The organism is Stenotrophomonas sp. 169 (genome assembly GCF_014621775.1).
GTDB lineage: Bacteria > Pseudomonadota > Gammaproteobacteria > Xanthomonadales > Xanthomonadaceae > Stenotrophomonas.
In genome coordinates this window covers 1694306-1714827 of record NZ_CP061204.1, presented here as the reverse complement: position 1 = coordinate 1714827, position 20522 = coordinate 1694306, and the positions used below count along the sequence as shown (strand labels likewise).

Sequence of the window (20522 nt, the reverse complement as noted above, 5' to 3'; positions counted from 1 at the left end):
GTTTGCAGCCTGTCCTGCGAGGAAATCCAAGATGGCCAATCCGATGCTGCTGCCCGTGCTGGGCTGGGCGCGCCGCCTGCGCTTCCCCACCCTGTTCAAGCTCACTGCCGGGCTGTTTGCGATCACCTTGGTGGTGCCCGATCCGATTCCCTTTGTCGACGAACTCCTGCTGGGCATGGGCACGCTGTTGCTGGCGAGCTGGAAAACGCGCAAACCTGCGGCGCCGCCGTTGGAGCTGCGCTGACCGTGCTGATCGACAGCCATTGCCATCTGGACGCGGGCGAGTTCGATGTCGACCGCAGCGCGGTAGTGGCGAGGGCACGCGCGGCCGGGGTGCGGCAGCAGGTGGTACCCGCCGTCACCGCCGCCAGCTGGCCGAAGCTGCGGGCGGTCTGCCAGCAGGACACGGGGTTGTTCCCCGCCTATGGGTTGCATCCTGTCTTCCTCGCCGACCACGCCCCTGCCGATCTGGCGACGCTGCGTCAGTGGATCGAGCGCGAGCGTCCTTGTGCCATCGGCGAGTGCGGGCTGGACTTCTTCATCGATGACCTGGACCGCGAGCAGCAGCAGTTGTACTTCGTGGGACAGCTGGAGTTGGCACGCGCGTTCGATCTGCCGGTGATCGTGCACGCACGGCGCGCCGTCGATGCGGTGATCGCCGCCATTCGACGGGTCGGCGGGCTGCGCGGTGTGGTGCACAGCTTCTCCGGCAGCCCCGAGCAGGCCGCGCTGCTGCACAAGGCCGGCTTCCTGCTCGGCCTGGGTGGACCGGTCACCTACGACCGCGCGCAACGGCTGCACCGCTTGGTGCAGAACATGCCGCTGGAACAATTGCTGCTGGAGACCGATGCGCCCGATCAGCCGGACAGCGGCATACGCGGCGAACGCAACGAACCGGCGCGGTTGCATCACATCGCCAGCGAGATTGCGGCGCTACGCGGCATTTCGCTAGATGTCCTTGCGGAAGCGACCACGGCCAACGCGCAGCGACTGTTCGGCCTGCCTGTGGTGTAACCGGCATGGGATAGAGCCGACTTGGTAGAGGCAGCTTGGTAGAGCCGACTTCAGTCGGCTGCTGTCCTGCGCATTCGTATCGTGGCCCGGACCGCGCATCGTGATGACGCTGCCGCTGCGCTCGCCGAGCGTGGCTCGGCGCTACCCGGGCGGTCGCCCCCAAGCAGCCGACTGAAGTCGGCTCTACCTGGATCGCGCCGCCGATGGCGGCGGTCGTTACGGCTTTGCCGGGGCCAGCAGCATCTCCAGTGCCTTGGCCACGGCAACGAAGGCGAAGGCGCCGGTGATGTGGGTGGCTGCACCCAGCCCAGCACCGCAATCGAGCTTCATCGCCGCATCGGCGCCCAGGTTCGGGCGGATCCCGCAGACACTGCCATCGGCCTGCGGGTAACGCACGTTCTCCAGCGAATACACCGCCGGGACGCCGAAGTAGCGCTTCGCGTTCTTCGGGAAATTGAACTCACTGCGCAGCTTCTTGCGGATCATCGCCAACATGGCATCGTGCTCGGTGCGCGACACATCACGCACGCGCACCAGGGTGGGGTCGGTGCGTCCACCGGCGGCGCCCACGGTCAGCAGCGGCAGCTTGCGGCGGCGGCACCAGGCGATGGTTTCCACCTTCACCCGGAAGCTGTCACAGGCGTCGATCACCAGATCGAATCCGTGGTCCAGCAGGTCCGCCATGTTCGCAGGCGTCAAGAACGACTCGACCGCGGCCGCGTCGATGGCGGGATTGATGGCGCGACACCGTTCCGCCATCGCGACCGCCTTGTTACGGCCGTAGTTGCCCTCCAGCGCGGGCAGTTGCCGGTTGGTGTTGGAGACACAGATGTCATCGGCGTCGATCAGGGTCAGGTGGCCCACGGCCGACCGCGCCAGTGCCTCCACCACCCACGACCCCACCCCTCCCATGCCGACCACCGCGACCCGGCGTGCCTGCAGCGTCTCCAGTGCCCCCCGCCCATACAGCCGTTCAACGCCGGCGAAGCGCTCTTTGATCGATTCATTCATCGGCATAGTGTAAAGCGGCTCGCGCGTTCCCTCGCATCCCACTCATTCGAGGGGCGAAGCGGAAACGGTTCATCCGCCAGCCATCTAAACCTGGCGTGGTTGGCGCTCCGTTCACGTTCAAAGCAGGACGATCCCCCCACGCGCACCAGACGCTCCACCACCTCATTCTGGCCAGGAGAACCACCATGAAGATCCAGCTCATCGCCGCAAGTGCCATTGCCACGCTCGCCCTGGCCGGTTGTGCCACCTCCCCGGGTTACGGCGGCGGCGGTTACAACAACAACAACAACAGCTACGGCAACAGCGGCGGCAACTACAACACCAATCGCTGTGCGGACTGCGGCATCGTGACCCGCATCAACACCGTCGCCTCCGGCCGCGCTGCACCGAGCGCCACCGGCGCCGTGCTGGGTGGCATCGTCGGCGCCGTTGCCGGCCATGAGATCTCCGACCACACCGGCGGCAGCCGCGGCAACAAGAACATCGCCGCTGCAGCAGGCGCGGTCGGTGGTGCCCTGGCAGGCAACCAGATCCAGAAGAACGTCACCAGCGATACCTACGACATCTCGGTGCGCATGGACGACGGGCGCACCATCGTGGTCAACCAGCGTGACCTGGCCGGCATCCGCGAGAACACTTACGTTCGCGTGGTGAATGGCCGCGTGATCCTGCGCTGATCGTCCGCCTGCTCTGCATTCCAAGCGGATGAAAGCAAAGAAGGGCCCGCGCGAGCGGGCCCTTCTGGTGTCTCTCCCGCAGGATGTGCGGTGCGCGCTTAGAGCGGCTTCACCTTGTCCGCCTGCAGACCCTTCTGGCCGGTCACGACTTCGAACTCGACCTCTTGACCTTCCTTCAGGCTTTTGAAGCCCTGGGATTCGATCGCACGGAAGTGCACGAACACATCTTCGCCGCTCTCACGGCTGATGAAACCAAAGCCCTTGGCGTCGTTGAACCACTTGACGGTGCCCTTCTCACTCATCTTGCCTACTCCCTGACTGTCTTGTTGTTGGATACGCCCTGGCAGGCGGCTGACAGCAAGGGGGAAGCGAGGTGCAACGATGCAGCGGTTCGTGACGATCCACCAACACCAGGCCACGATCCACGGTGACCTTGCCAAGCTCAGCGAGGTCAACTTAACCCGAGCAAAACGAATTTGCAACGGGTAGATTTGCCGGGTGTCAAGACCATTTCGACCTCCCTACGGATAAGCATGGACCTTTCATTCATCTTGTACCTGCTAGCGGCACTCCTCGTTGTTGTCGGCATCGCGGGCATTGCCCTGCCCGCCCTGCCGGGTATCCCGCTGGTCTTCCTCGGCCTGCTGCTTGCCGCGTGGGCTGACGGATTCGTCCATGTCGGCTGGCCCACCCTGCTCGTGCTGGCCCTACTGACCGTACTGTCCTTCGTGGTCGACATCCTGGCAACGGTCGTCGGTGCCAAGCGGGTGGGGGCCAGTCGCAAAGCGCTGTGGGGCACCTTCGTCGGCAGCATCGCGGGGCTGTTCTTCATGCCGATCGGCCTGTTCCTCGGCCCATTGGTCGGTGCGCTGCTGGGCGAGTACTGGCACACCCGCGAACTCGGCCGCTCTACGCGCGTGGGGCTGTCCACCTGGCTGGGTATCCTGCTGGGCCTCGCGCTCAAGCTTGCGTTGGGGGTGGCGATGCTGGGCCTGTTCGCCTTTGCCTGGTTCTTCTGAACGCACCGCCTTCACGGTCACCTCACGATAGTGGCGGGCATATCGCCGCCGGTACTGGCCTGCATGCACCGCAGGCAGCACACTGTCGCCCATTCTCCTTACTTCGCATCCTGTGCAAGGGCCCGCAGCAATGACCCTCACCTCTCACTTTCCCCGCATCGCCCCGCTGGTGCTCGCCATGGCCAGCGCGCCGTTGGCCGCGCAGGAGTTCACTTCCTCTGCAGCGACCACGCCCACCGGTTGCGCCGCCATCACCGTCGATGCCGCGCGCCTTGCGTGCTATGACCAGCTGTTTGGTCCGACCCAGGAAACCACCGCGCAGGCCGACGCGGCTGCCGAAGCGGCCAAGCAGGACCGTCGCGAAGAACGCCAGACCGTGCGCGTGAGCGAGGGCGAGGAAAAGATCCGCTCGCGCGTGGGCGATCTATTTCGCCCCGCCCCGCACGATGAAGCGGTGGCCAATGCCGGTCGCGGCTCGCTGCTGGACAGCCGCTGGGAACTGGCGGAGGCCTCCAAGCTCGGCCCCTTCCAGCTGCGCGCCTACAAGCCGGTCTATCTGCTGCCCGCCTTCTGGACCAGCGACAAGAACCTGATGCCGCAGTCGCCGAACCCGGCCAACACGGTGACCACGCCGCAGCTGCTGGACAGCAACGAGCTGAAGTTCCAGCTCAGCTTCAAGACCAAGATCGTCGAGAACCTGTTCGGCGATAACGGCGATATCTGGGCCGCTTACACGCAGAGCTCGCGCTGGCAGGCCTACAACGCGGACAACTCGCGACCGTTCCGCGAAACGAACTATGAGCCGGAGGTCATGGCCGTGTTCCGCAACGGTTACTCCATCGGCGGCTGGCGTGGCCGGATGAGCACGATCGGCGTCAACCATCAGTCCAACGGACGCTCCGATCCGTTCTCGCGCAGCTGGAACCGGGTGATCGTCAGTGTCGGCCTGGACCGCGAGAACTGGGCCCTTACCCTGCGTCCGTGGTACCGCATTCCCGAGTCGCGCAGCGAAGACAACAATCCGGACATCGAAGATTACATGGGCCGTGGCGATGCCACCTTGGTCTGGAACCACAAGGGCCACGAGGTCGCGCTGCTGGCCCGCCACTCGCTGCGCGGCGGCGACCGCTCGCACGGCGCGCTGCAGCTGGATTATGGCTTCCCCATCAGCAACCTGCTGCGCGGCCATGTGCAGGTGTTCGACGGCTATGGCGAGAGCATGATCGACTACAACCACAAGGCCACCTACATCGGCGTGGGTGTGTCGCTGCTGGAATGGTTCTGATGGCGGTGACGATCTGGCACAACGCGGCGTGCGGCAACTCGCGCGGTGCGTTGAAGCTGATCCGCGATGCCGGCGTGGAGCCGGTCATCGTGGACTATGTGGCGACACCGCCCGATGCGGCGACGTTGCGCCGGGTGCTCGACGATGCCGGGCTGGGCGCGCTGGAGCTGGTGCGCAGTAAGGAGCCGCTGTTCACCGAGTTGGGGCTGTCCGGTGCGGACGAAGCTGCTCTGGTGGCGGCAATGGCCGCGCATCCGCGCCTGATCAACCGGCCCATCGTGATCACCGACAATGGCACGCGCCTGTGTCGCCCGCCGGAACGGGTGCTGGACATCCTTTGAGTACTGGCGGGTAGAGCCGCCCTGGTAGAGCCGACTTCAGTCGGCTGCCCTGGCTCTGCAAAAGCCCCGCTGCGCTCGCCGAGCATGGCTCGGCGCTACCGTACCGATCCTTGCCGGGAGCCCGCTGCGCTCGCCGAGCATGGCTCGGCGCTACCGTGGAATGCGCTTGCATTCCGGATGCGACGGCTTACACCACCACGAGCGGGATCTTGCCGATGCGGGCCTGCCACTCGCGCGGGCCGGTGACATGCACCGATTCGCCGGTGGAATCCACCGCCACGGTCACCGGCATGTCCTCCACCGTGAACTCGTAGATGGCTTCCATGCCCAGGTCGGCGAAACCCACCACCCTGGCAGCCTTGATCGCCTTGGACACTAGGTACGCCGATCCGCCCACGGCCATCAGATAGGCCGACTTGTTGTCACGGATCGCTTCGATCGCCGCCGGGCCGCGCTCGGCCTTGCCGACCATGCCCAGCAGGCCGGTCTGTTCCAGCACCTGACGGGTGAACTTGTCCATCCGCGTTGCGGTGGTCGGGCCGGCCGGGCCCACGACTTCGTCGCGCACCGGATCCACCGGGCCGACGTAGTAGATGAAGCGTCCCTTCAGGTCCACCGGCAGCGGCTCGCCCTTGTCCAGCATCTCCACGATGCGCTTGTGCGCTGCGTCGCGCCCGGTCAGCAGCTTGCCGTTGAGCAGCAGGGTCTGGCCCGGCTTCCAGCTGGCCACGTCGTCCGGGGTGATCGTATCCAGGTCAACGCGCGTGCCCTTCGACGCGTCATAGGTGATCTGCGGCCAGTCGGCCAACGACGGCGGGTCCAGCATCACCGGGCCGCTGCCATCCAGGGTGAAGTGCGCATGGCGGGTCGCCGCGCAATTCGGAATCATCGCCACCGGCAGGTTCGCCGCATGGGTCGGGAAGTCCTTGACCTTGATGTCCAGCACCGTGGTCAGGCCGCCCAGGCCCTGCGCGCCGATGCCCAGCGCGTTGACCTTGTCGAACAGCTCAAGGCGCAGTTCTTCGGCGCGGTTCGACGCTCCGCGTGCCTTCAGTTCGTTGATGTCGATCGGCTCCATCAGCGACTCCTTCGCCAACAGCATCGCCTTTTCAGCCGTGCCGCCGATGCCGATACCGAGCATGCCCGGCGGGCACCAGCCAGCCCCCATGGTCGGCACCGTCTTCAGCACCCAGTCGACGATCGAGTCGGAGGGATTGAGCATCGCGAACTTGCTCTTCGCTTCCGAGCCACCGCCCTTGGCCGCGACGATGACGTCCACCGTATTGCCCGGCACCACCTTGACGTTGACCACGCCCGGAGTGTTGTCCTTGGTGTTGGTGCGCTTGCCCGCGGGATCAGCCAATACCGAAGCGCGCAGCTTGTTGTCTGGATGGTTGTAGGCACGGCGCACGCCTTCGTTGGCCATGTCTTCCACGCCCATCGTGGCGTCGTCCCAGCGCACGTTCATGCCGATTTCCAGGAACACGGTGACGATGCCGGTGTCCTGGCAGATCGGCCGGTGGCCCTCGGCGCACATACGCGAATTGATCAGGATCTGCGCCATCGCTTCCTTGGCCGCCGGCGATTCCTCGCGCTCGTAGGCAGCGGACAGGCTCTTGATGTAGTCGACCGGGTGGTAGTACGAAATGTACTGCAACGCGTCGGCGATGGACTGGATGAGGTCTTCCTGCTTGATCGATGTCACGGGCTGCTCGCTTGCTGGGGGCTGGCGGGGTAATCCGCCCATTTTACCCCCGGGCGCCCGCGCATGTGGCTTCAACCGTTCGCGCCGCCGGTAGAGCCGACTCCCGCCATCCCGCAAACGCGAACCGTGCTTCACTTGCCGCCATGGCTGTCACACCGCATGCCGCCGCCGCGTCCTGGGTCCATGAGCACCGAATCCGCTTTCCATGAGCACCGCCCCCGCCTGCTGGCGCTGGCCTATCGCCTGCTGGGCAGCCGTGCCGATGCCGAGGACGTGGTGCAGGATGCGTGGCTGCGCTGGGCCGCCGCCGATCATGCCCACATCGTCGATCCGCTCGCATGGCTGGTGACCGCAACCACCCGGCTGGGGCTGGACCGCCTGCGCGCCGTCAAGCGGCACCGCACGGACTATGTGGGCCCTTGGTTGCCCGAACCCCTGCATATCGCCCTCGACCTGCCACCTGAGCCCGATCCGGCACAGGTGCATGCCGTGGCCGAAGACGTCTCACTGGCCTTCCTCGCGTTGCTGGAGCAACTGGCCCCGGAAGAGCGCGCGGCCTTTCTGCTGAAGGAGGTCTTCGACCACGACTACCCGCAGGTGGCCGCCCTGCTGGGGCACAGCCAAGCCAACTGCCGGCAGATGGTGCATCGGGCGCGCAGGCGCCTGCAGGAAGGCCGGCCGCGCTTCAGCGCCGATGCCGGACAGCATCGCCGCCTGCTTGCGCGCTTCCTGGACGCGTCCCAGCGCGGCGACAGCGAGGCGATCCAGGCACTGCTGCATGCCAATGCACGTCACGTTTCCGACGGCGGCGGCGTGGTCACCGCCGGTATCCGCCCGCTGCTGGGCGCCGAACGCATCGGTCGCTTGTACTGGGCGATCGCGCGTCGCGGTGGTGCGTTGCCGGCGCGGTTGGGGACGGTGAACGGCGAGCCGGCCATCCTGCGTTTCGACGGTACGCGGCTGCAGTCGGTCACCACCATCGTGGTGGACGACGGACGCATCAGTGCGGTGTACAGCGTGCTGAATCCAAACAAATTGCGCGGGGCTGTCACAGCGCGCGATGGCGACGCGTCTTTGGCATGAGAGGCGGCCATTCCGGCTCGCCCTTGGAGCTTTGACATGAGTCACACCACCCCGCGCGTGCCCTACACCCGCCTGTCGGCCGACGCCTATAACGGCCTGCTGGCGGTCAGCCGTACGGTCCATGGCAGCACCTTGGACAGTGAGCTGCAGCAGCTGGTGTTCCTGCGCGTTTCGCAGATCAACGGCTGCGCTTACTGCTTGGACATGCACGCGACAGCGCTGCGGAAAGCTGGCGTCGAACCGCGCAAGCTGGATACCGTTGCGGCGTGGCGCGAGAGCCGCTTCTTCGATGCACGCGAGCGCGCGGCCCTGGGCTGGGCCGAGGCCCTCACCCGGCTGCCCGACGGTGCCCCGTCCGATGCCGCGTTCAATGCGCTGGCACCGCATTTCGATGAGCAGGCGATCAGCGACCTGAGCATGGCAGTGGCCGTGATCAACGCATGGAACCGGCTGGGCGCCGGGCTGCTACCGCCGCTGGCATAAGCCCGCTGCGATGCCGGCCGGTAGAGCCGACGGGTTGCGCTGACGGGTAGAGGCGACGGGTAGAGCCGACTTCAGTCGGCTGTGGGCAACGCAGCCGACTGAAGTCGGCTCTACCCGTCGGCTATACCCTCGTCACGCCATGACGGCGCACACTACCGGCATGCCCGATATCCCCGCGTCCGCCCGCCCCAGCCTGCGCCAGCGCTTCTCCGCCATGCGCAACCTGCCACCGTTCCTGCGCCAGGTGTGGCAGACCAGTCCGGGCCTGGCCAGTGCCAGCCTTGGCCTGCGCATCATCCGCGCGCTGCTGCCGGTGGCGATGCTGTACGTCGGCAAGCTCATCATCGACTCGGCGGTGCAGCTCAGCCAGCACGATGCCGGCTTCCCGCCTTTCGGTGATGCCCTCGCCAGCGGCCTGCTCAATCCCCTGTTGTATCTGCTGGCGCTCGAGTTCGGCCTGGCGATCGCGTCGGACCTGTTGGGGCGCATCGTCAGCTACGCCGACGCCCTGCTGTCGGAGCTGTTCACCAATGTCACCAGCGTGCGCCTGATGGAGCACGCCGCATCGCTGGACCTGGAAGACTTCGAAGACCCGGAACTGCAGGACAAGCTGGAACGTGCGCGGCGCCAGACCATGGGCCGGATGAACCTGATGAGCCAGCTGTTCGGCCAGGTGCAGGATGCGATCACCGTGGCCAGCCTTGCCGTGGGCCTGCTGGTGTATGCGCCTTGGCTGATCGTGCTGCTCGCCCTCGCCCTGGTGCCGGCGTTCATCGGCGAGTCGCACTTCAACGCCGCCGGCTACAGCCTCAATTTCCAGTGGACGCCCGAGCGCCGTCAGTTGGATTACCTGCGTCAGGTGGGCGCCAGCGTCGAGACCGCGAAAGAGGTGAAGATCTTCAACCTCCACCGCTTCCTGATCAACCGCTACAAGCTGCTCGCCGACCGCTTCTTCCTGGCCAACCGGACGCTGGCACGGCGCCGTGCGATATGGGGCACGCTGCTGGCCGCGCTGGGTACGCTGGGCTACTACACCGCCTATGCGTACATCGCATGGCGCACGGTGCGCGGCGATTTCAGCATCGGCGACCTCACCTTCCTCGCCGGCAGCTTCCTGCGCCTGCGGCAACTGCTGGAAGGGCTGCTGATCGGCTTCTCGCAGGTCGCCAGCCAGGCGCTGTACCTGGATGACCTGTTCACGTTCTTCCAGATCCAACCGGAGATCCACAGCCGCGCCGATGCCGTGCCGATACCGCGCCCGATCCGCCAGGGCTTCGTCTTCGAAGACGTGGGGTTCCGCTACCCGGATGCAGAGACCTGGGCGGTGCGCCATCTGGATTTCCAGCTGCACGCTGGCGAAGTGTTGGCCCTGGTGGGTGAGAACGGGGCAGGCAAAACCACTCTGGTGAAACTGCTGGCCCGTCTGTACGACCCCGATGAAGGGCGCATCCTGCTGGACGGACGTGACCTGCGCGACTACGACCTGGACGACCTGCGGGCGAACATGGGGGTGATCTTCCAGGACTTCGTGCGCTACAACCTGACCGCCGGCGAGAACATCGGCGTGGGCCAGGTCGACGCGCTGGATGACGAACAACGCATCCGCGAGGCCGCCCGCCGTGGCATGGCCGCCGATGTCATCGAGGCACTGCCGGGCGGCTACCAACAGGTCATCGGCCGGCGCTTCAAACAGGGTGTGGACCTGTCGGGCGGCCAGTGGCAGAAAATCGCCATTGCCCGTGCCTACATGCGCCAGGCGCAGGTGATGATCCTCGACGAGCCCACCGCGGCGCTGGATGCACGGGCCGAGTACGAGGTGTTCCAGCGCTTCCGCGAACTGTCCGAACAACGTACGGCAGTGCTGATCTCGCATCGTTTCTCGTCGGTACGCATGGCCGACCGCATCCTGGTGCTGGCCGATGGTCGGATCGAGGCCAGTGGCAGCCATGCGCAGCTGATGGCCGAGGGTGGCCGCTATGCCGAACTGTTCGAACTGCAGGCCGCTGGCTACCGCTGAGCGACCATCAAGAACGACTCTCATTTCCCTCAATGAGAACCTGTCTCATTTGAGGTAGAATGGCGCGGACGATTTCCTGGATACGCTACCCCCATGTCTGCTGCTTTCGGCGCCGAGACGGTGCTTGAGGTCCGCCACTGGACCGATGCCTACTTCAGTTTCACCCTCACCCGTGACAGCGGGTTCCGCTTCGAGAACGGCCAGTTCGTAATGATCGGCCTTGAAACCGAAGCGCGCCCGCTGCTGCGTGCGTACTCGATCGCCAGCGCGAACTGGGAAGAGAACCTGGAGTTCTTCAGCATCAAGGTCCAGGACGGCCCCCTGACCTCTCGCCTGCAGCACATCAAACCGGGTGACAAGGTGCTGGTGGGCAAGAAGCCGACCGGCACGCTGCTGATCAGCGACCTGCACCCGGGCAAGAACCTGTACCTGCTGGGCACCGGCACCGGCATGGCACCGTGGCTGTCGATCATCAAGGACCCGGAAACCTACGAGCGTTTCGACAAGGTGATCCTGACCCACGGCGTGCGTTACGAAAAGGACCTCGCTTACCGCGATTACTTCGAGAAGGAGCTGCGCGAGCATGAGTTCCTGGGCGAGATGATCGGCGACAAGCTGCTGTATTACCCGGCGGTCACGCGCGAACCGTTCGCGAACCAGGGCCGCCTGACCTCGCTCATGGAGAGCGGCGAAATGCAGCGCACGCTGGGCCTTGCGGAACTTGATCCGGCCCATGATCGCGCCATGATCTGCGGCAGCCCGCAGATGCTGGCTGACCTGCGTACGGTGCTGGATGCCAAGGGCTTCCAGGTCTCCCCACGCATCGGCAGCCCCGGCCACTACGTCTTCGAACGCGCCTTCGTCGAAAAATAAGCAGAAGCTGGCTGAAGCGCGGTAACGCCGAGCCACGCTCGGCGAGCGCAGCGGGCCGTGGCACCATAAAAGGCCCGCCGAGCATGGCTCGGCGCTACCGGGATCCGTCCCCTTTTTTCAGAAGATCTGCTCCGGCTTCGTGGTCGGGGCAAAGCGTGCCTCGACCTGGCCCTCTCGGTCGATCAGGAACTTGGTGAAGTTCCACTTGATACGCGCGGTGCCCAGCACGCCACGCTTCTGCGTGGACAGCCATTGCCAGAGCGGGTCGGCGTGCGGACCGTTGACGTCGATCTTGGCCGACAGCGGGAACGTTACGGGATAATCCAGCGAGCAGAAGGCACGGATCTGCGCGGCGTCGCCCGGTTCCTGCGCGCCGAACTGGTTGCACGGAAAGCCGATGACCACCAGCCCCTGTCCGCGCCGCTCCTGCCACAGCTGTTCCAACCCCGCGTATTGCGGGGTGAAGCCGCAGCGGCTGGCCACGTTGACCAGCAGCAAGGGCTGACCGCGATACCGGGACAACGCGTACGTTTCCCCCTCCAGGGTCGTGATGTCGAAGTCGTAGGCACTGCCCATGGCGGTCCGGTCCTGAAAGGAGACAGCCCAGCCTGAACGTCCATGCCTTTCGACACAAGCCGCCCCGTTCAACGCCGGGTTACCCTCGGGGACTTGTTTTCGTGGAGTACTGACCTTGACCACCCGCCTTGCCCTTGCCGTGGCCATGACCCTCGGCCTTGCCCTGCCCGCCTATTCGGCCGGCGCCGCCACCCCGGCAGCCAGCCCTGCTGCACAGCAGGCCAACCGGTTCTTCGCTGACAGCCCCCTTGCGCTGCACTACCCGCAGTTCGACAAGATCACCGATAGCGACTTCGCCCCGGCCTTCGACGCCGGCATGGCGCAGCAGCTGAAGGAAGTGGAGGCGATCGCCAACAACAAGGCCAAGCCGACCTTTGAAAACACACTGATCGCGCTGGAAAAGAGCGGTGAGACGCTGGATCGTGCCACCACCGTGTTCTTCTCGCTGGTCGGTGCCGATACCAACGATGCGCGCAAAAAGCTGCAGGCTGACTACTCGGCCCGCTTCGCCGCGCACAGCGACACCATCGCACTGAACGGCAAGCTGTTCGCCCGCATCCAGGCGCTGTACGACGGCCGCCAGAAGCTGGGCCTGGACGCCGAGGGCGTGCGCCTGGTCGAGAAGTACTACGAGAACTACGTCCGCGCCGGTGCCAAGCTGTCCGAGGCGGACAAGACCAAGCTCAAGGAAATGAATGCCGAGCTGGCCAACCTGGGCACGAAGTTCAGCCAGAACGTGCAGTCCGAAGTGAATGCCTCGGCGCTCACCGTGGATGACGTCAAGGAACTCGACGGGCTGTCGCAGGAGCAGATCAGCGCCGCTGCCGAAGCCGCCAAGGCACGCGGCCTGGACGGCAAGTACGTGATCACCCTGCTCAACACCACCGGCCAGCCGCCGCTGACCAACCTGGCCAACCGTGCGCTGCGCCAGAAGATCTTCGAGGCATCGACGACCCGCGGCAGCCGCGGCGGTGAGTTCGACAACACCGCGCTGGTATCGCGGATCATGCAGCTGCGCGCCGACAAGGCCAAGCTGATGGGCTTCCCGAATTTCGCTGCCTACAACCTGACCAACCAGACCGCGAAGACGCCGGAAGCGGTCAATGCGATGCTGGGCCAGTTGGCACCGGCCGCCGTGGCCAATGCCAAGCGCGAAGCCGCCGACCTGCAGGCGATGATCGACCAGGAGCAGAAGGCCGCCGGCAAGCCGACCTTCAAACTGGAAGCCTGGGACTGGGCGTTCTACAGCGAGAAGGTGCGCCAGGCGAAGTACAACTTCGACGAATCGCAGCTGAAGCCGTACTTCGAGATGAAGAACGTGCTGGAAAACGGCGTGTTCCATGCCGCGCAGCTGGAGTTCGGCCTGACCTTCAAGCAGCGCACCGACCTGCCGGTGTACCACGACGATGTCACCGTGTATGACGTCTTCGATGCCGATGGCAGCCAGCTGGCGATCTTCATCTTCGACCCGTATGCGCGCGCGTCCAAGCGCGGTGGTGCGTGGATGAACTCGTATGTGTCCCAGTCCGAACTGACCGGCTTCAAGCCGGTGGTGGCCAACCACCTCAACATCCCCAAGCCGCCGGCCGGCAAGCCGACGCTGCTGACTTGGGACGAAGTGACCACCACCTTCCATGAGTTCGGCCACGCCCTGCATGGCATGTTCTCCGATGTGAAGTACCCGTACTTCTCCGGCACCGCCGTGCCGCGCGACTTCGTCGAGTTCCCCTCGCAGGTCAATGAGATGTGGGCCGACAATCCGGTCATCCTGAAGAACTACGCCAAGCACTACCAGAATGGTTCGGCGATGCCGCAGGCGCTGCTGGACAAGGTCGTGGCGGCTGCCAAGTTCAACCAGGGCTTCGCCACCACCGAGTATCTGGGTGCGGCCATGCTCGACCAGCGCTGGCACCAGATCAGTGCCGACCAGGTGCCGGCGCCAGCGGATGTGATGAAGTTCGAAGCCGATGCGCTGGTCAAGGACGGCATCTTCTACGCGCCGGTTCCGCCGCGCTACAAGACCCCGTACTTCAGCCACATCATGGGCGGCTACTCGGCCGGCTATTACGCCTACATCTGGTCGGAAGTGCTGGATGCCAACACCCAGAAGTGGTTCAACGAGAACGGCGGCCTCAGCCGCAAGAACGGTGACCATTTCCGCAAGACCCTGCTGTCGCGCGGCGGTAGCGTCGATGCCATGCAGCTGTTCCGCGATTTCGCTGGCCACGAGCCGCAGATCGAGCCGCTGCTGGAGAAGCGTGGCCTGACCGGCGCTGGCAACTGAGCGACTCAGCGTAAAACGTAACGTGTGACCAGAATCGCCCGGGAAACCGGGCGATTTTTTTTTCAACGTGCCGCGGTGTAACCGCCCGGCACGCCATCAGGCGACAGGACCAGCTGCCACAACTGGGCGTGGCGACAGCGGAAGCTGGCCATCGACGCCGCAAGATAGAATCGCCACATCCGCTTGAACCGCTCGTCGTAACGCCGGGGATCCAGCGACGCCCACGCGCGTTCAATGTTGCTTCGCCACGCCTGCAGGGTGAGGTCGTAGTCCGCGCCGAAACCGTGCCAGTCCTCCAACACGAAGCGTCCTTCGAATGCGCGGGTGATCTGCGCGGCGGATGGCAGCATCGAGTTGGGGAAGATGTAGCGGGCGATCCAGGGATCGGTGCGATAGCGGCTGACATTACCGCCGATCGTGTGCAGCAACAGCAATCCGTGCGGTGCCAGGCAGCGCCGTGCCACGTCGAAGAAATGCCGGTAATTGCGCACGCCGACATGCTCGAACATGCCGATCGAAAACACCGCGTCGAAGTGTTCGTCCAGTTGGCGATAGTCCTGCAGGCGGATCTCCACCGGTAGCCCCGCACACAGCTCGCGTGCGTGCGTCGACTGCTCCTCGGAGATGGTCACCCCGACGCCGCTCACGCCATACCGTTCACTGGCGAACTTCAGTGCCTCGCCCCAGCCACAGCCGATGTCCAGCACACGCTGCCCTGGGCGCAGGCCAAGCTTGCGGCACACCAGGTCCAGCTTGGCCTCCTGCGCGCCATCCAGGTCGCGCGCCTTGGGCCAGTAGCCACAGCTGTAAACCAAGCGTCGGCCCAGCATCGCCTGGTAGAGATCATTGCCCAGATCATAATGTCGCCGACCGACCTCGTAGCTGCCCTGCCCCGCCTGCGCATTGAGCACCCGTGCACGCACTGCATCAGCCAGGTCGCGCCATCCCTGCACGCGCTGGTCCAGATGCGCCTGCATCAAACGCAGCAGCAGATCGTCAAGCTGGCGCGCGTCCCACCAGCCGTCCATGTAGCTTTCGCCCAGCGCCAGCGAACCACCGGCGATGACCCGCGCGAAGAAGCGCCGGTCATGCACCTGGATATCGTGTCCACATGGCCCGCCGACCTCGATGCCGGCGTCATGCAGGAGGGTGGTGACACGTGCCTGCAGCGCCGCGTCCACCCCGTCCCCTGTCAGCTGTGCGCGAACAAGGGGGCGTACTCCGGCGCGACCAGCGGCGCCAGTACGGCCGCCGGCACGTCGGCGGTCTGCGTGCCTTCGGAATACGGTCCCACCTGATAGGGCGGGAACACGAACCGCAGCGCGGTGACCTTGCCGCTGGCGTCGGTCAGCGGTTCGAACTGACGGAAATTGTCCGCCTTCGCGCCGGTACCATCGGCGATCATCCGCGATGCGCTGCGCAACGACTCCTGCAGTTCGCCGGGCTCCATATCCTCGCTGCTCAGGCGGGTCGCCACGCGCTCGCGCAGCTGGTCGGCCACGTGATCGCTGATCGCCTTCCATCCCTTCGCATCGGCCACCAGCTCATCGGCGGTCAGCATCCGGCCCTGCTGCGGCAGCCACACAAAGCGTGCCACCAGGGGTTCGCCGTGCGCCCCGCCGGTGTACCGGCTTCCCTCCGCTTTGACTACGACCAGATCAGCGGTCTCCAACTGCTTCTCGAAGGCCAGGGACAGCTCGTACGGCATGCTCGGTTTGTCATTGCCCAGCCCGTCCACCGCCTGCTGCAGCTCGCCACGCGCGACGGCGGCGTAATCCTGTAATGCCTTGGCCAGACCGGGGTAACGATCCAGCCCGGCGGGATAACTGATGCCTACCACCGCTTGTCCGCTGGTCTCGATGACATCGGTCAACGCAACCGGTGCGTCGGCCGGGGCCTCGGCCACCGGTGCAGGCAGGGCGCTCTCCGCCGACGACGCCGGTGCCTGCGCGGTGCCGTCCGCATCGCCCTGGCGACCGCAGCCGGCCAGCAGCACGACGGTGACCGCCAGGCTCAGCAGCGAGGCGGTGAGAATTCGGCGCGGTGCCGGCTCCATGCATTTCCCCTGATTTTCAGACAACATCACTGTAGTTCCCTTGCTAGAACGGACCTTGCCGGGTCATCCGGCCAACAGGTCATGAAACTCCTCGTGGCGGTCGAAGAACGCCTCTGCGTATGCGCAGGCGGGGACCACCTTGTATTTGTTCTCGCGCGCCCAGCGCAGCGCCACTTTGGTCAGCTCGCCGGCAACACCGCGGCCCCCGATCGCCTCGGGCACTTCCGTATGGGTGATCACCATGCGGCGGCGCTTCAGCTGGTACTCCAGCAACGCCAGATGCCCGCGGACACGGGCGGTGAAGCGGTGGCCGGCCAGATCATGGTCGACCTCATAGGCCAATCCGGGGGGCGTGACCGAAGCCATGGACCTTACTCCTTGGGCGGCACTGCCGATGGTGCGCAGCCAGCCGCCATGATCGTGTGAAGCCTGAACAGGGGCAAGGGGTTTTGAGGTATCGCAGGCGGCCACGCTAAAGAAATCCGCCGCGCGGCCGCTCACAGGGTCGATGGGGTGGCTTGCCGCTGCACCCCGCCCCCGTACCAAGGAGGTTCTGATGCGCCACTACCCCACCCCGGCCCCCGACGGAACAGCCAGCGATGCCACCCTGCTGGAAGGGCTGCTGCAGCTTGCCGTTGAAGGCCATACTGACGACCGTCAGTTCCAGCAGATCGGCGAGGAAGTCTTCACCCGCCTGCTGGACACCTATGGCGTAGACACCGTCTCACGGTAACCGCCAGCCCCGGGAGGTAGAGCCGACTTCAGTCGGCTGACGTTGCACGCGCTCTGCCCTGGTAGAGCCGACTTCAGTCGGCTGATGTTGCACGCGCTCCGCCCAGCCGACTGAAGTCGGCTCTACCCGCCCCGCGCGCGTGTCAGCCGCCGAGGCCGAAGCGCGGGTTCGCCAGCTCGGTCAGGAAGTGGTTGAAGATGCTGGGCTGCATCGCGAGCATGAACAGCACGCCGAACGCGGCGCCGGCCAAGTGGGCACTGTGGTTGACCTGATCGCCACCGCGCTTGTCCATCCAGATGCTGTAGCCGACATAGAAGACCGCGTAGAGGATCGCCGGTGCCGGGATGAAGAACACGAAGATGAGTGTCCACGGGCTGAGCAGGATGAAGGCGAACAGCACCGCCGACACCGCGCCCGATGCACCCAGGCTCAGGTAGTTCGGGTTCTTCTGGTTCTTGATGTAGCTCGGCAGGATGGAAATCACCAGCGCACCCAGATAGAACGCCGGATACGTCAGATAGCTGCCTGACAACTGCACCATCAAGCCTTCGATCTGACCACCAAAGAAAAACAGCGTGATCATGTTGAAGATCAGATGCGGCCAGTCCGCATGCAGGAAGCCATACGTGATCAGGCGGTCGTACTGACGATGGCGGTCAACCGCCGGCGGCCACAGGATCAGCCGGTCCGCCAGCTTGCGGTTGTTGAATGCCATCCAGGACACGATGACGGTGATGGCGATCAGGAGAAGATTTACGGGCGTCATGTCAGGCTCAGGCAGCGCGGTAGTTGTCGACCATGCGGTAACGGCGTGCATACCAGCCGAAGGCCAGTGCCGCCACGAACGCAAAGCCAGCGAAGAAGAACATCAGGAAAGCGGCTTCGCTCAAGCCTGTACTGGCAATCCGATGGGTCACCGTATCGTTGCGCACTGCGGCGTTGGACAGCAGCACCCACAGGTTGCCGATTGTCGTGGTCAGGTTCCAGAAGCTCATCACCACGCCCTTCATCGCCTGCGGGGCCTGGCTGTAGGCGAACTCCAGGCCGGTGGCCGAGACCAGCACTTCGCCGAAGGTCAACAGCGCATACGGCAGCATCTGCCAGAAGATGGACATCGCGTTGCCGCCGTCCATCACCACCTGGATGCCACCCACCACGATCCACGCCAGCCCACTGAAGGCGATGCCCACGGTCATCCGGCGCAGCGCGGTCGGCTCGAAACCGAAGCGACGCAGTGCCGGGTACAGCACCAGGTTGTTGAACGGGATCAGGATCATCACCAGCAGCGGATTCAACGCCTGCATCTGCGAGGCGGTGAACCAGCTCGGCATCTCCATCTGCTGCCCCTGCAGCACCCACGTGGATGCTTTCTGATCGAACAGCGAGAAGAACGGCGTGGTCAGCGCGAAGATCACCAGCACGCGCAGGACCGAGCGCACGCCCTCCACCGCCTCGGCCGGATGCACGCTGCGTGCACGATCCAGCTGCATCCACGTACCGCCGCCGATGCCCGCCAGGATGGCCACCAGCGCGAGGCACAGGCAGATCACGATGCCCAGCGATCCCACCAGGCCGAACGAGGCGACCGCGAGCACGATGCCGGCCACCGCAATGGCCAGGCCGGGGCGACCGCGGCCCGGTACGCGCGCGGTCAGTGCCGTGCGCACCACGTTGGAGAAGGAATGCGGGTCCTTCGGCGGCAGCGGAGTCAACACGTAGCGCTTGCGCCCCAGCCAGAACACGAAGGTCGCGATGAACATCAGGATGCCGGGGATGCCGAAGGCCCACTGCGGGCCCCAGTTCTTCAGCACCAACGGAATCAGCAGCGAGGCGAACAGCGAGCCGAAGTTGATGATCCAGTAGAAGGCATCGAACACCAGTTTCGCCAGGTGCTTGTTGCTCTGGTCGAACTGGTCGCCCATGAACGAAGCGACCAGCGGCTTGATGCCACCGGCACCGAGCGCGATCAACCCAAGCCCGAAGAAGAAGCCTTCGCGGCTGCCTTCAAACAGCGCCAGGCACAGGTGCCCCAGGCAGTAGATAAGGCTGAACCACAGAATGGTGTGGTACTTGCCGAAGAACTTGTCGGCCAGCCAGCCACCGAGCAGCGGGAAGAAATACACGCCGATCATGAAGCTGTGCATGATGTCTTTGGCCTCACCGGCGCGTCCTTCCGCGGTGAGCTCCTGCAGCAGCAGCGAGGTGATCAGGAACTGCACCAGGATGTTGCGCATCCCGTAGAAACTGAACCGTTCGCAGGCCTCGTTGCCGATGATGTAGGGAATCTGGCGCGGCATGGTGCCCTTGCCGGCGGGGGCGGCTGCGTTATGGCTCATCCTGTGATGCTTTCCTGCGGACACGAAAGCGCCAAGGTTACCGGAATGGGCCAGCCCTGCGCACGCTGCAGGGCTGCATGACACGCACATGAAAGCGTGGCAGGCGCAGCTGTGGTGGATCCGGGGTCACGATACCTGCACGGCACAAGCGTAAACTTATCGTTATGCGCGCCCTGCCCTCCCCCGTGTTGCTCTGCCTTGGCCTTCTGCTGACTCCGTTGGCATTACGTGCGCAGCCTGCCGCGTCCGCGCCGGTTCCCGAGCTCACTGTGGCCACCCTGCATCTTCCCGCACAGGACGATCCGGCCTGGCTGGCGCGCCGGGAGGCCATCGCGCAGTTGCTGTCCACGCTGCGGCCGGATGTCATCTCGGTACAACAGGTACTGCAGGAGGGTCGACGCAATCCGGCCTGCTGGTTGGCCAGCCGCCTGCGTTACAGCTGCGATTTCATTACCGCCGATCCGCCCAGCCAGGCAGAACGCCATGGCAGTGCGCTGCTCAGCCGCCTGCGGGTTGAAGAAGACGGGGTGACCCTGCTGCATCCGCCGGGGCCCTACAGCGCGGCCGGCATGATGCGGGTGGCACTGGGCGAGACCCAGGTCAACATCTATGCGGCGCGGCTGCGTACGGATCCGGACTCGGCCGCCAACCGGCAGCACCAGGCCAACGACCTGATGGCCTGGATCGCGGCCACGGCGGAAGGACATCCGAGCCTGATCGTGGGCGACTTCGGCGCAGGCAGCAGTGAAGTGGTGCGGGGTATGCCCGGATTCCAGCCCTCGCGGCGAAATCCGTCCGCGCATCCGGACAGAAACAATGGCAGCCAAGGCAGCCATGGCCTGGATGTGTTGTTCCAGGTGAAGTCGTTCAGTGGCCAGCGTCAACAACGCGTTGAACTTTCCGCGGAAGGCGAGCAGCCCCTGCTGCCGCTGGGCGTCATGGCGGTGCTGAGGCTGCAGAGTCCGGCAGGCTGATGCATCGGCAGTGACCTTCGCTGCCCGTCAAACAACAAAAAAGGGCCGCGCATCG

22 protein-coding genes are annotated in these 20522 nt (G+C 65.1%); 13 read left to right on the top strand and 9 right to left on the bottom strand.

Annotated features, from left to right (window positions below; all coding sequences use genetic code 11):
* The first annotated feature begins 31 nt into the window (after positions 1–31).
* Positions 32–244: a DUF6116 family protein gene (locus ICJ04_RS07425; RefSeq protein ID WP_188327238.1), complete on the top strand. Its 213-nt coding sequence runs from the start codon at positions 32–34 to the stop codon at positions 242–244.
* On the top strand, positions 241–1014 hold the full coding sequence (locus ICJ04_RS07420) for a TatD family hydrolase (RefSeq protein ID WP_188327237.1): 774 nt from the start codon (positions 241–243) through the stop codon (positions 1012–1014). The genes ICJ04_RS07425 and ICJ04_RS07420 overlap by 4 nt, the downstream gene beginning before the upstream one ends.
* Before the next feature lie 216 nt (positions 1015–1230).
* Here the strand turns inward: ICJ04_RS07420 and ICJ04_RS07415 are convergent, their stop codons facing one another.
* Entirely contained in the window at positions 1231–2025 is a 795-nt protein-coding gene (locus tag ICJ04_RS07415) for a tRNA threonylcarbamoyladenosine dehydratase (protein WP_188326871.1), read from the bottom strand.
* 185 nt (positions 2026–2210) lie between these two features.
* On the opposite strand from ICJ04_RS07415, the gene ICJ04_RS07410 reads away from it, so the two are divergent.
* Entirely contained in the window at positions 2211–2702 is a 492-nt protein-coding gene (locus ICJ04_RS07410; RefSeq protein ID WP_188326870.1) for a glycine zipper 2TM domain-containing protein, read from the top strand.
* Between the two features lie 98 nt (positions 2703–2800).
* On the opposite strand, the gene ICJ04_RS07405 is transcribed toward ICJ04_RS07410, so the two are convergent.
* Positions 2801–3004, bottom strand: coding sequence for a cold-shock protein (locus tag ICJ04_RS07405; protein ID WP_188326869.1), 204 nt, complete (start codon positions 3002–3004; stop codon positions 2801–2803).
* Between the two features lie 231 nt (positions 3005–3235).
* Here ICJ04_RS07405 and ICJ04_RS07400 point away from each other — a divergent pair, with 231 nt between their 5' ends.
* The 3 genes from ICJ04_RS07400 to arsC all read left to right on the top strand — a co-directional run bounded on the left by ICJ04_RS07400 (position 3236) and on the right by arsC (position 5347).
* Positions 3236–3721 (top strand): DUF456 domain-containing protein, encoded by a 486-nt coding sequence (locus ICJ04_RS07400; RefSeq protein ID WP_188326868.1) that lies wholly within the window; start codon positions 3236–3238, stop codon positions 3719–3721.
* A gap of 130 nt (positions 3722–3851) precedes the next feature.
* Entirely contained in the window at positions 3852–5006 is a 1155-nt protein-coding gene (locus tag ICJ04_RS07395; protein WP_188326867.1) for a phospholipase A, read from the top strand.
* Entirely contained in the window at positions 5006–5347 is a 342-nt protein-coding gene (gene arsC, locus ICJ04_RS07390; RefSeq protein ID WP_188326866.1) for an arsenate reductase (glutaredoxin), read from the top strand. The genes ICJ04_RS07395 and arsC overlap by 1 nt, the downstream gene beginning before the upstream one ends.
* 187 nt (positions 5348–5534) lie before the next feature.
* Here arsC and ICJ04_RS07385 read toward each other — a convergent pair whose 3' ends face one another.
* Positions 5535–7052: a fumarate hydratase gene (locus tag ICJ04_RS07385; protein ID WP_188326865.1), complete on the bottom strand. Its 1518-nt coding sequence runs from the start codon at positions 7050–7052 to the stop codon at positions 5535–5537.
* A 183-nt stretch (positions 7053–7235) separates the two neighbouring features.
* Between ICJ04_RS07385 and sigJ the strand changes: the two genes are divergently transcribed.
* The 4 genes from sigJ (at position 7236) to ICJ04_RS07365 (ending at position 11508) form a co-directional block, all read left to right on the top strand.
* Complete coding sequence (gene sigJ, locus ICJ04_RS07380) at positions 7236–8135, top strand: RNA polymerase sigma factor SigJ (RefSeq protein ID WP_188326864.1); 900 nt, start codon at positions 7236–7238, stop codon at positions 8133–8135.
* A gap of 36 nt (positions 8136–8171) precedes the next feature.
* Complete coding sequence (locus ICJ04_RS07375; protein ID WP_188326863.1) at positions 8172–8618, top strand: carboxymuconolactone decarboxylase family protein; 447 nt, start codon at positions 8172–8174, stop codon at positions 8616–8618.
* 160 nt (positions 8619–8778) lie between these two features.
* On the top strand, positions 8779–10635 hold the full coding sequence (locus ICJ04_RS07370) for an ABC transporter ATP-binding protein (RefSeq protein ID WP_275138279.1): 1857 nt from the start codon (positions 8779–8781) through the stop codon (positions 10633–10635).
* A gap of 93 nt (positions 10636–10728) precedes the next feature.
* Complete coding sequence (locus ICJ04_RS07365; protein WP_188326861.1) at positions 10729–11508, top strand: ferredoxin--NADP reductase; 780 nt, start codon at positions 10729–10731, stop codon at positions 11506–11508.
* Positions 11509–11625: 117 nt separating this feature from the next.
* On the opposite strand, the gene ICJ04_RS07360 is transcribed toward ICJ04_RS07365, so the two are convergent.
* Positions 11626–12084: a glutathione peroxidase gene (locus ICJ04_RS07360; RefSeq protein ID WP_188326860.1), complete on the bottom strand. Its 459-nt coding sequence runs from the start codon at positions 12082–12084 to the stop codon at positions 11626–11628.
* A 115-nt stretch (positions 12085–12199) separates the two neighbouring features.
* Between ICJ04_RS07360 and ICJ04_RS07355 the strand changes: the two genes are divergently transcribed.
* A complete protein-coding gene (locus ICJ04_RS07355; RefSeq protein ID WP_188326859.1) occupies positions 12200–14368 on the top strand; it encodes a M3 family metallopeptidase in 2169 nt (722 codons plus the stop codon).
* A gap of 62 nt (positions 14369–14430) precedes the next feature.
* On the opposite strand, the gene cfa is transcribed toward ICJ04_RS07355, so the two are convergent.
* Genes cfa through ICJ04_RS07340 form a run of 3 tightly spaced genes read right to left on the bottom strand, consistent with a single transcriptional unit; the run spans position 14431 to position 16790 of the window.
* Positions 14431–15549 carry a cyclopropane fatty acyl phospholipid synthase gene (gene cfa, locus ICJ04_RS07350; protein ID WP_188326858.1) on the bottom strand — a complete coding sequence of 373 codons (1119 nt, stop codon included), beginning with the start codon at positions 15547–15549 and terminating at the stop codon, positions 14431–14433.
* 11 nt (positions 15550–15560) lie between these two features.
* Positions 15561–16451 (bottom strand): DUF3298 and DUF4163 domain-containing protein, encoded by an 891-nt coding sequence (locus ICJ04_RS07345; protein ID WP_223203007.1) that lies wholly within the window; start codon positions 16449–16451, stop codon positions 15561–15563.
* Between the two features lie 36 nt (positions 16452–16487).
* Complete coding sequence (locus tag ICJ04_RS07340; protein ID WP_188326857.1) at positions 16488–16790, bottom strand: GNAT family N-acetyltransferase; 303 nt, start codon at positions 16788–16790, stop codon at positions 16488–16490.
* 190 nt (positions 16791–16980) lie between these two features.
* Here ICJ04_RS07340 and ICJ04_RS07335 point away from each other — a divergent pair, with 190 nt between their 5' ends.
* Positions 16981–17157, top strand: coding sequence for a hypothetical protein (locus ICJ04_RS07335; RefSeq protein ID WP_188326856.1), 177 nt, complete (start codon positions 16981–16983; stop codon positions 17155–17157).
* Between the two features lie 142 nt (positions 17158–17299).
* Here ICJ04_RS07335 and ICJ04_RS07330 read toward each other — a convergent pair whose 3' ends face one another.
* Both ICJ04_RS07330 and ICJ04_RS07325 read right to left on the bottom strand, forming a co-directional pair.
* Positions 17300–17923, bottom strand: coding sequence for a rhomboid family intramembrane serine protease (locus ICJ04_RS07330; RefSeq protein WP_188326855.1), 624 nt, complete (start codon positions 17921–17923; stop codon positions 17300–17302).
* A gap of 7 nt (positions 17924–17930) precedes the next feature.
* Positions 17931–19493, bottom strand: a complete 1563-nt coding sequence (locus ICJ04_RS07325; RefSeq protein ID WP_188326854.1) for an oligopeptide:H+ symporter — start codon at positions 19491–19493, stop codon at positions 17931–17933.
* A gap of 164 nt (positions 19494–19657) precedes the next feature.
* On the opposite strand from ICJ04_RS07325, the gene ICJ04_RS07320 reads away from it, so the two are divergent.
* Positions 19658–20467: an endonuclease/exonuclease/phosphatase family protein gene (locus tag ICJ04_RS07320; protein WP_188326853.1), complete on the top strand. Its 810-nt coding sequence runs from the start codon at positions 19658–19660 to the stop codon at positions 20465–20467.
* Positions 20468–20522: the final 55 nt, after the last annotated feature.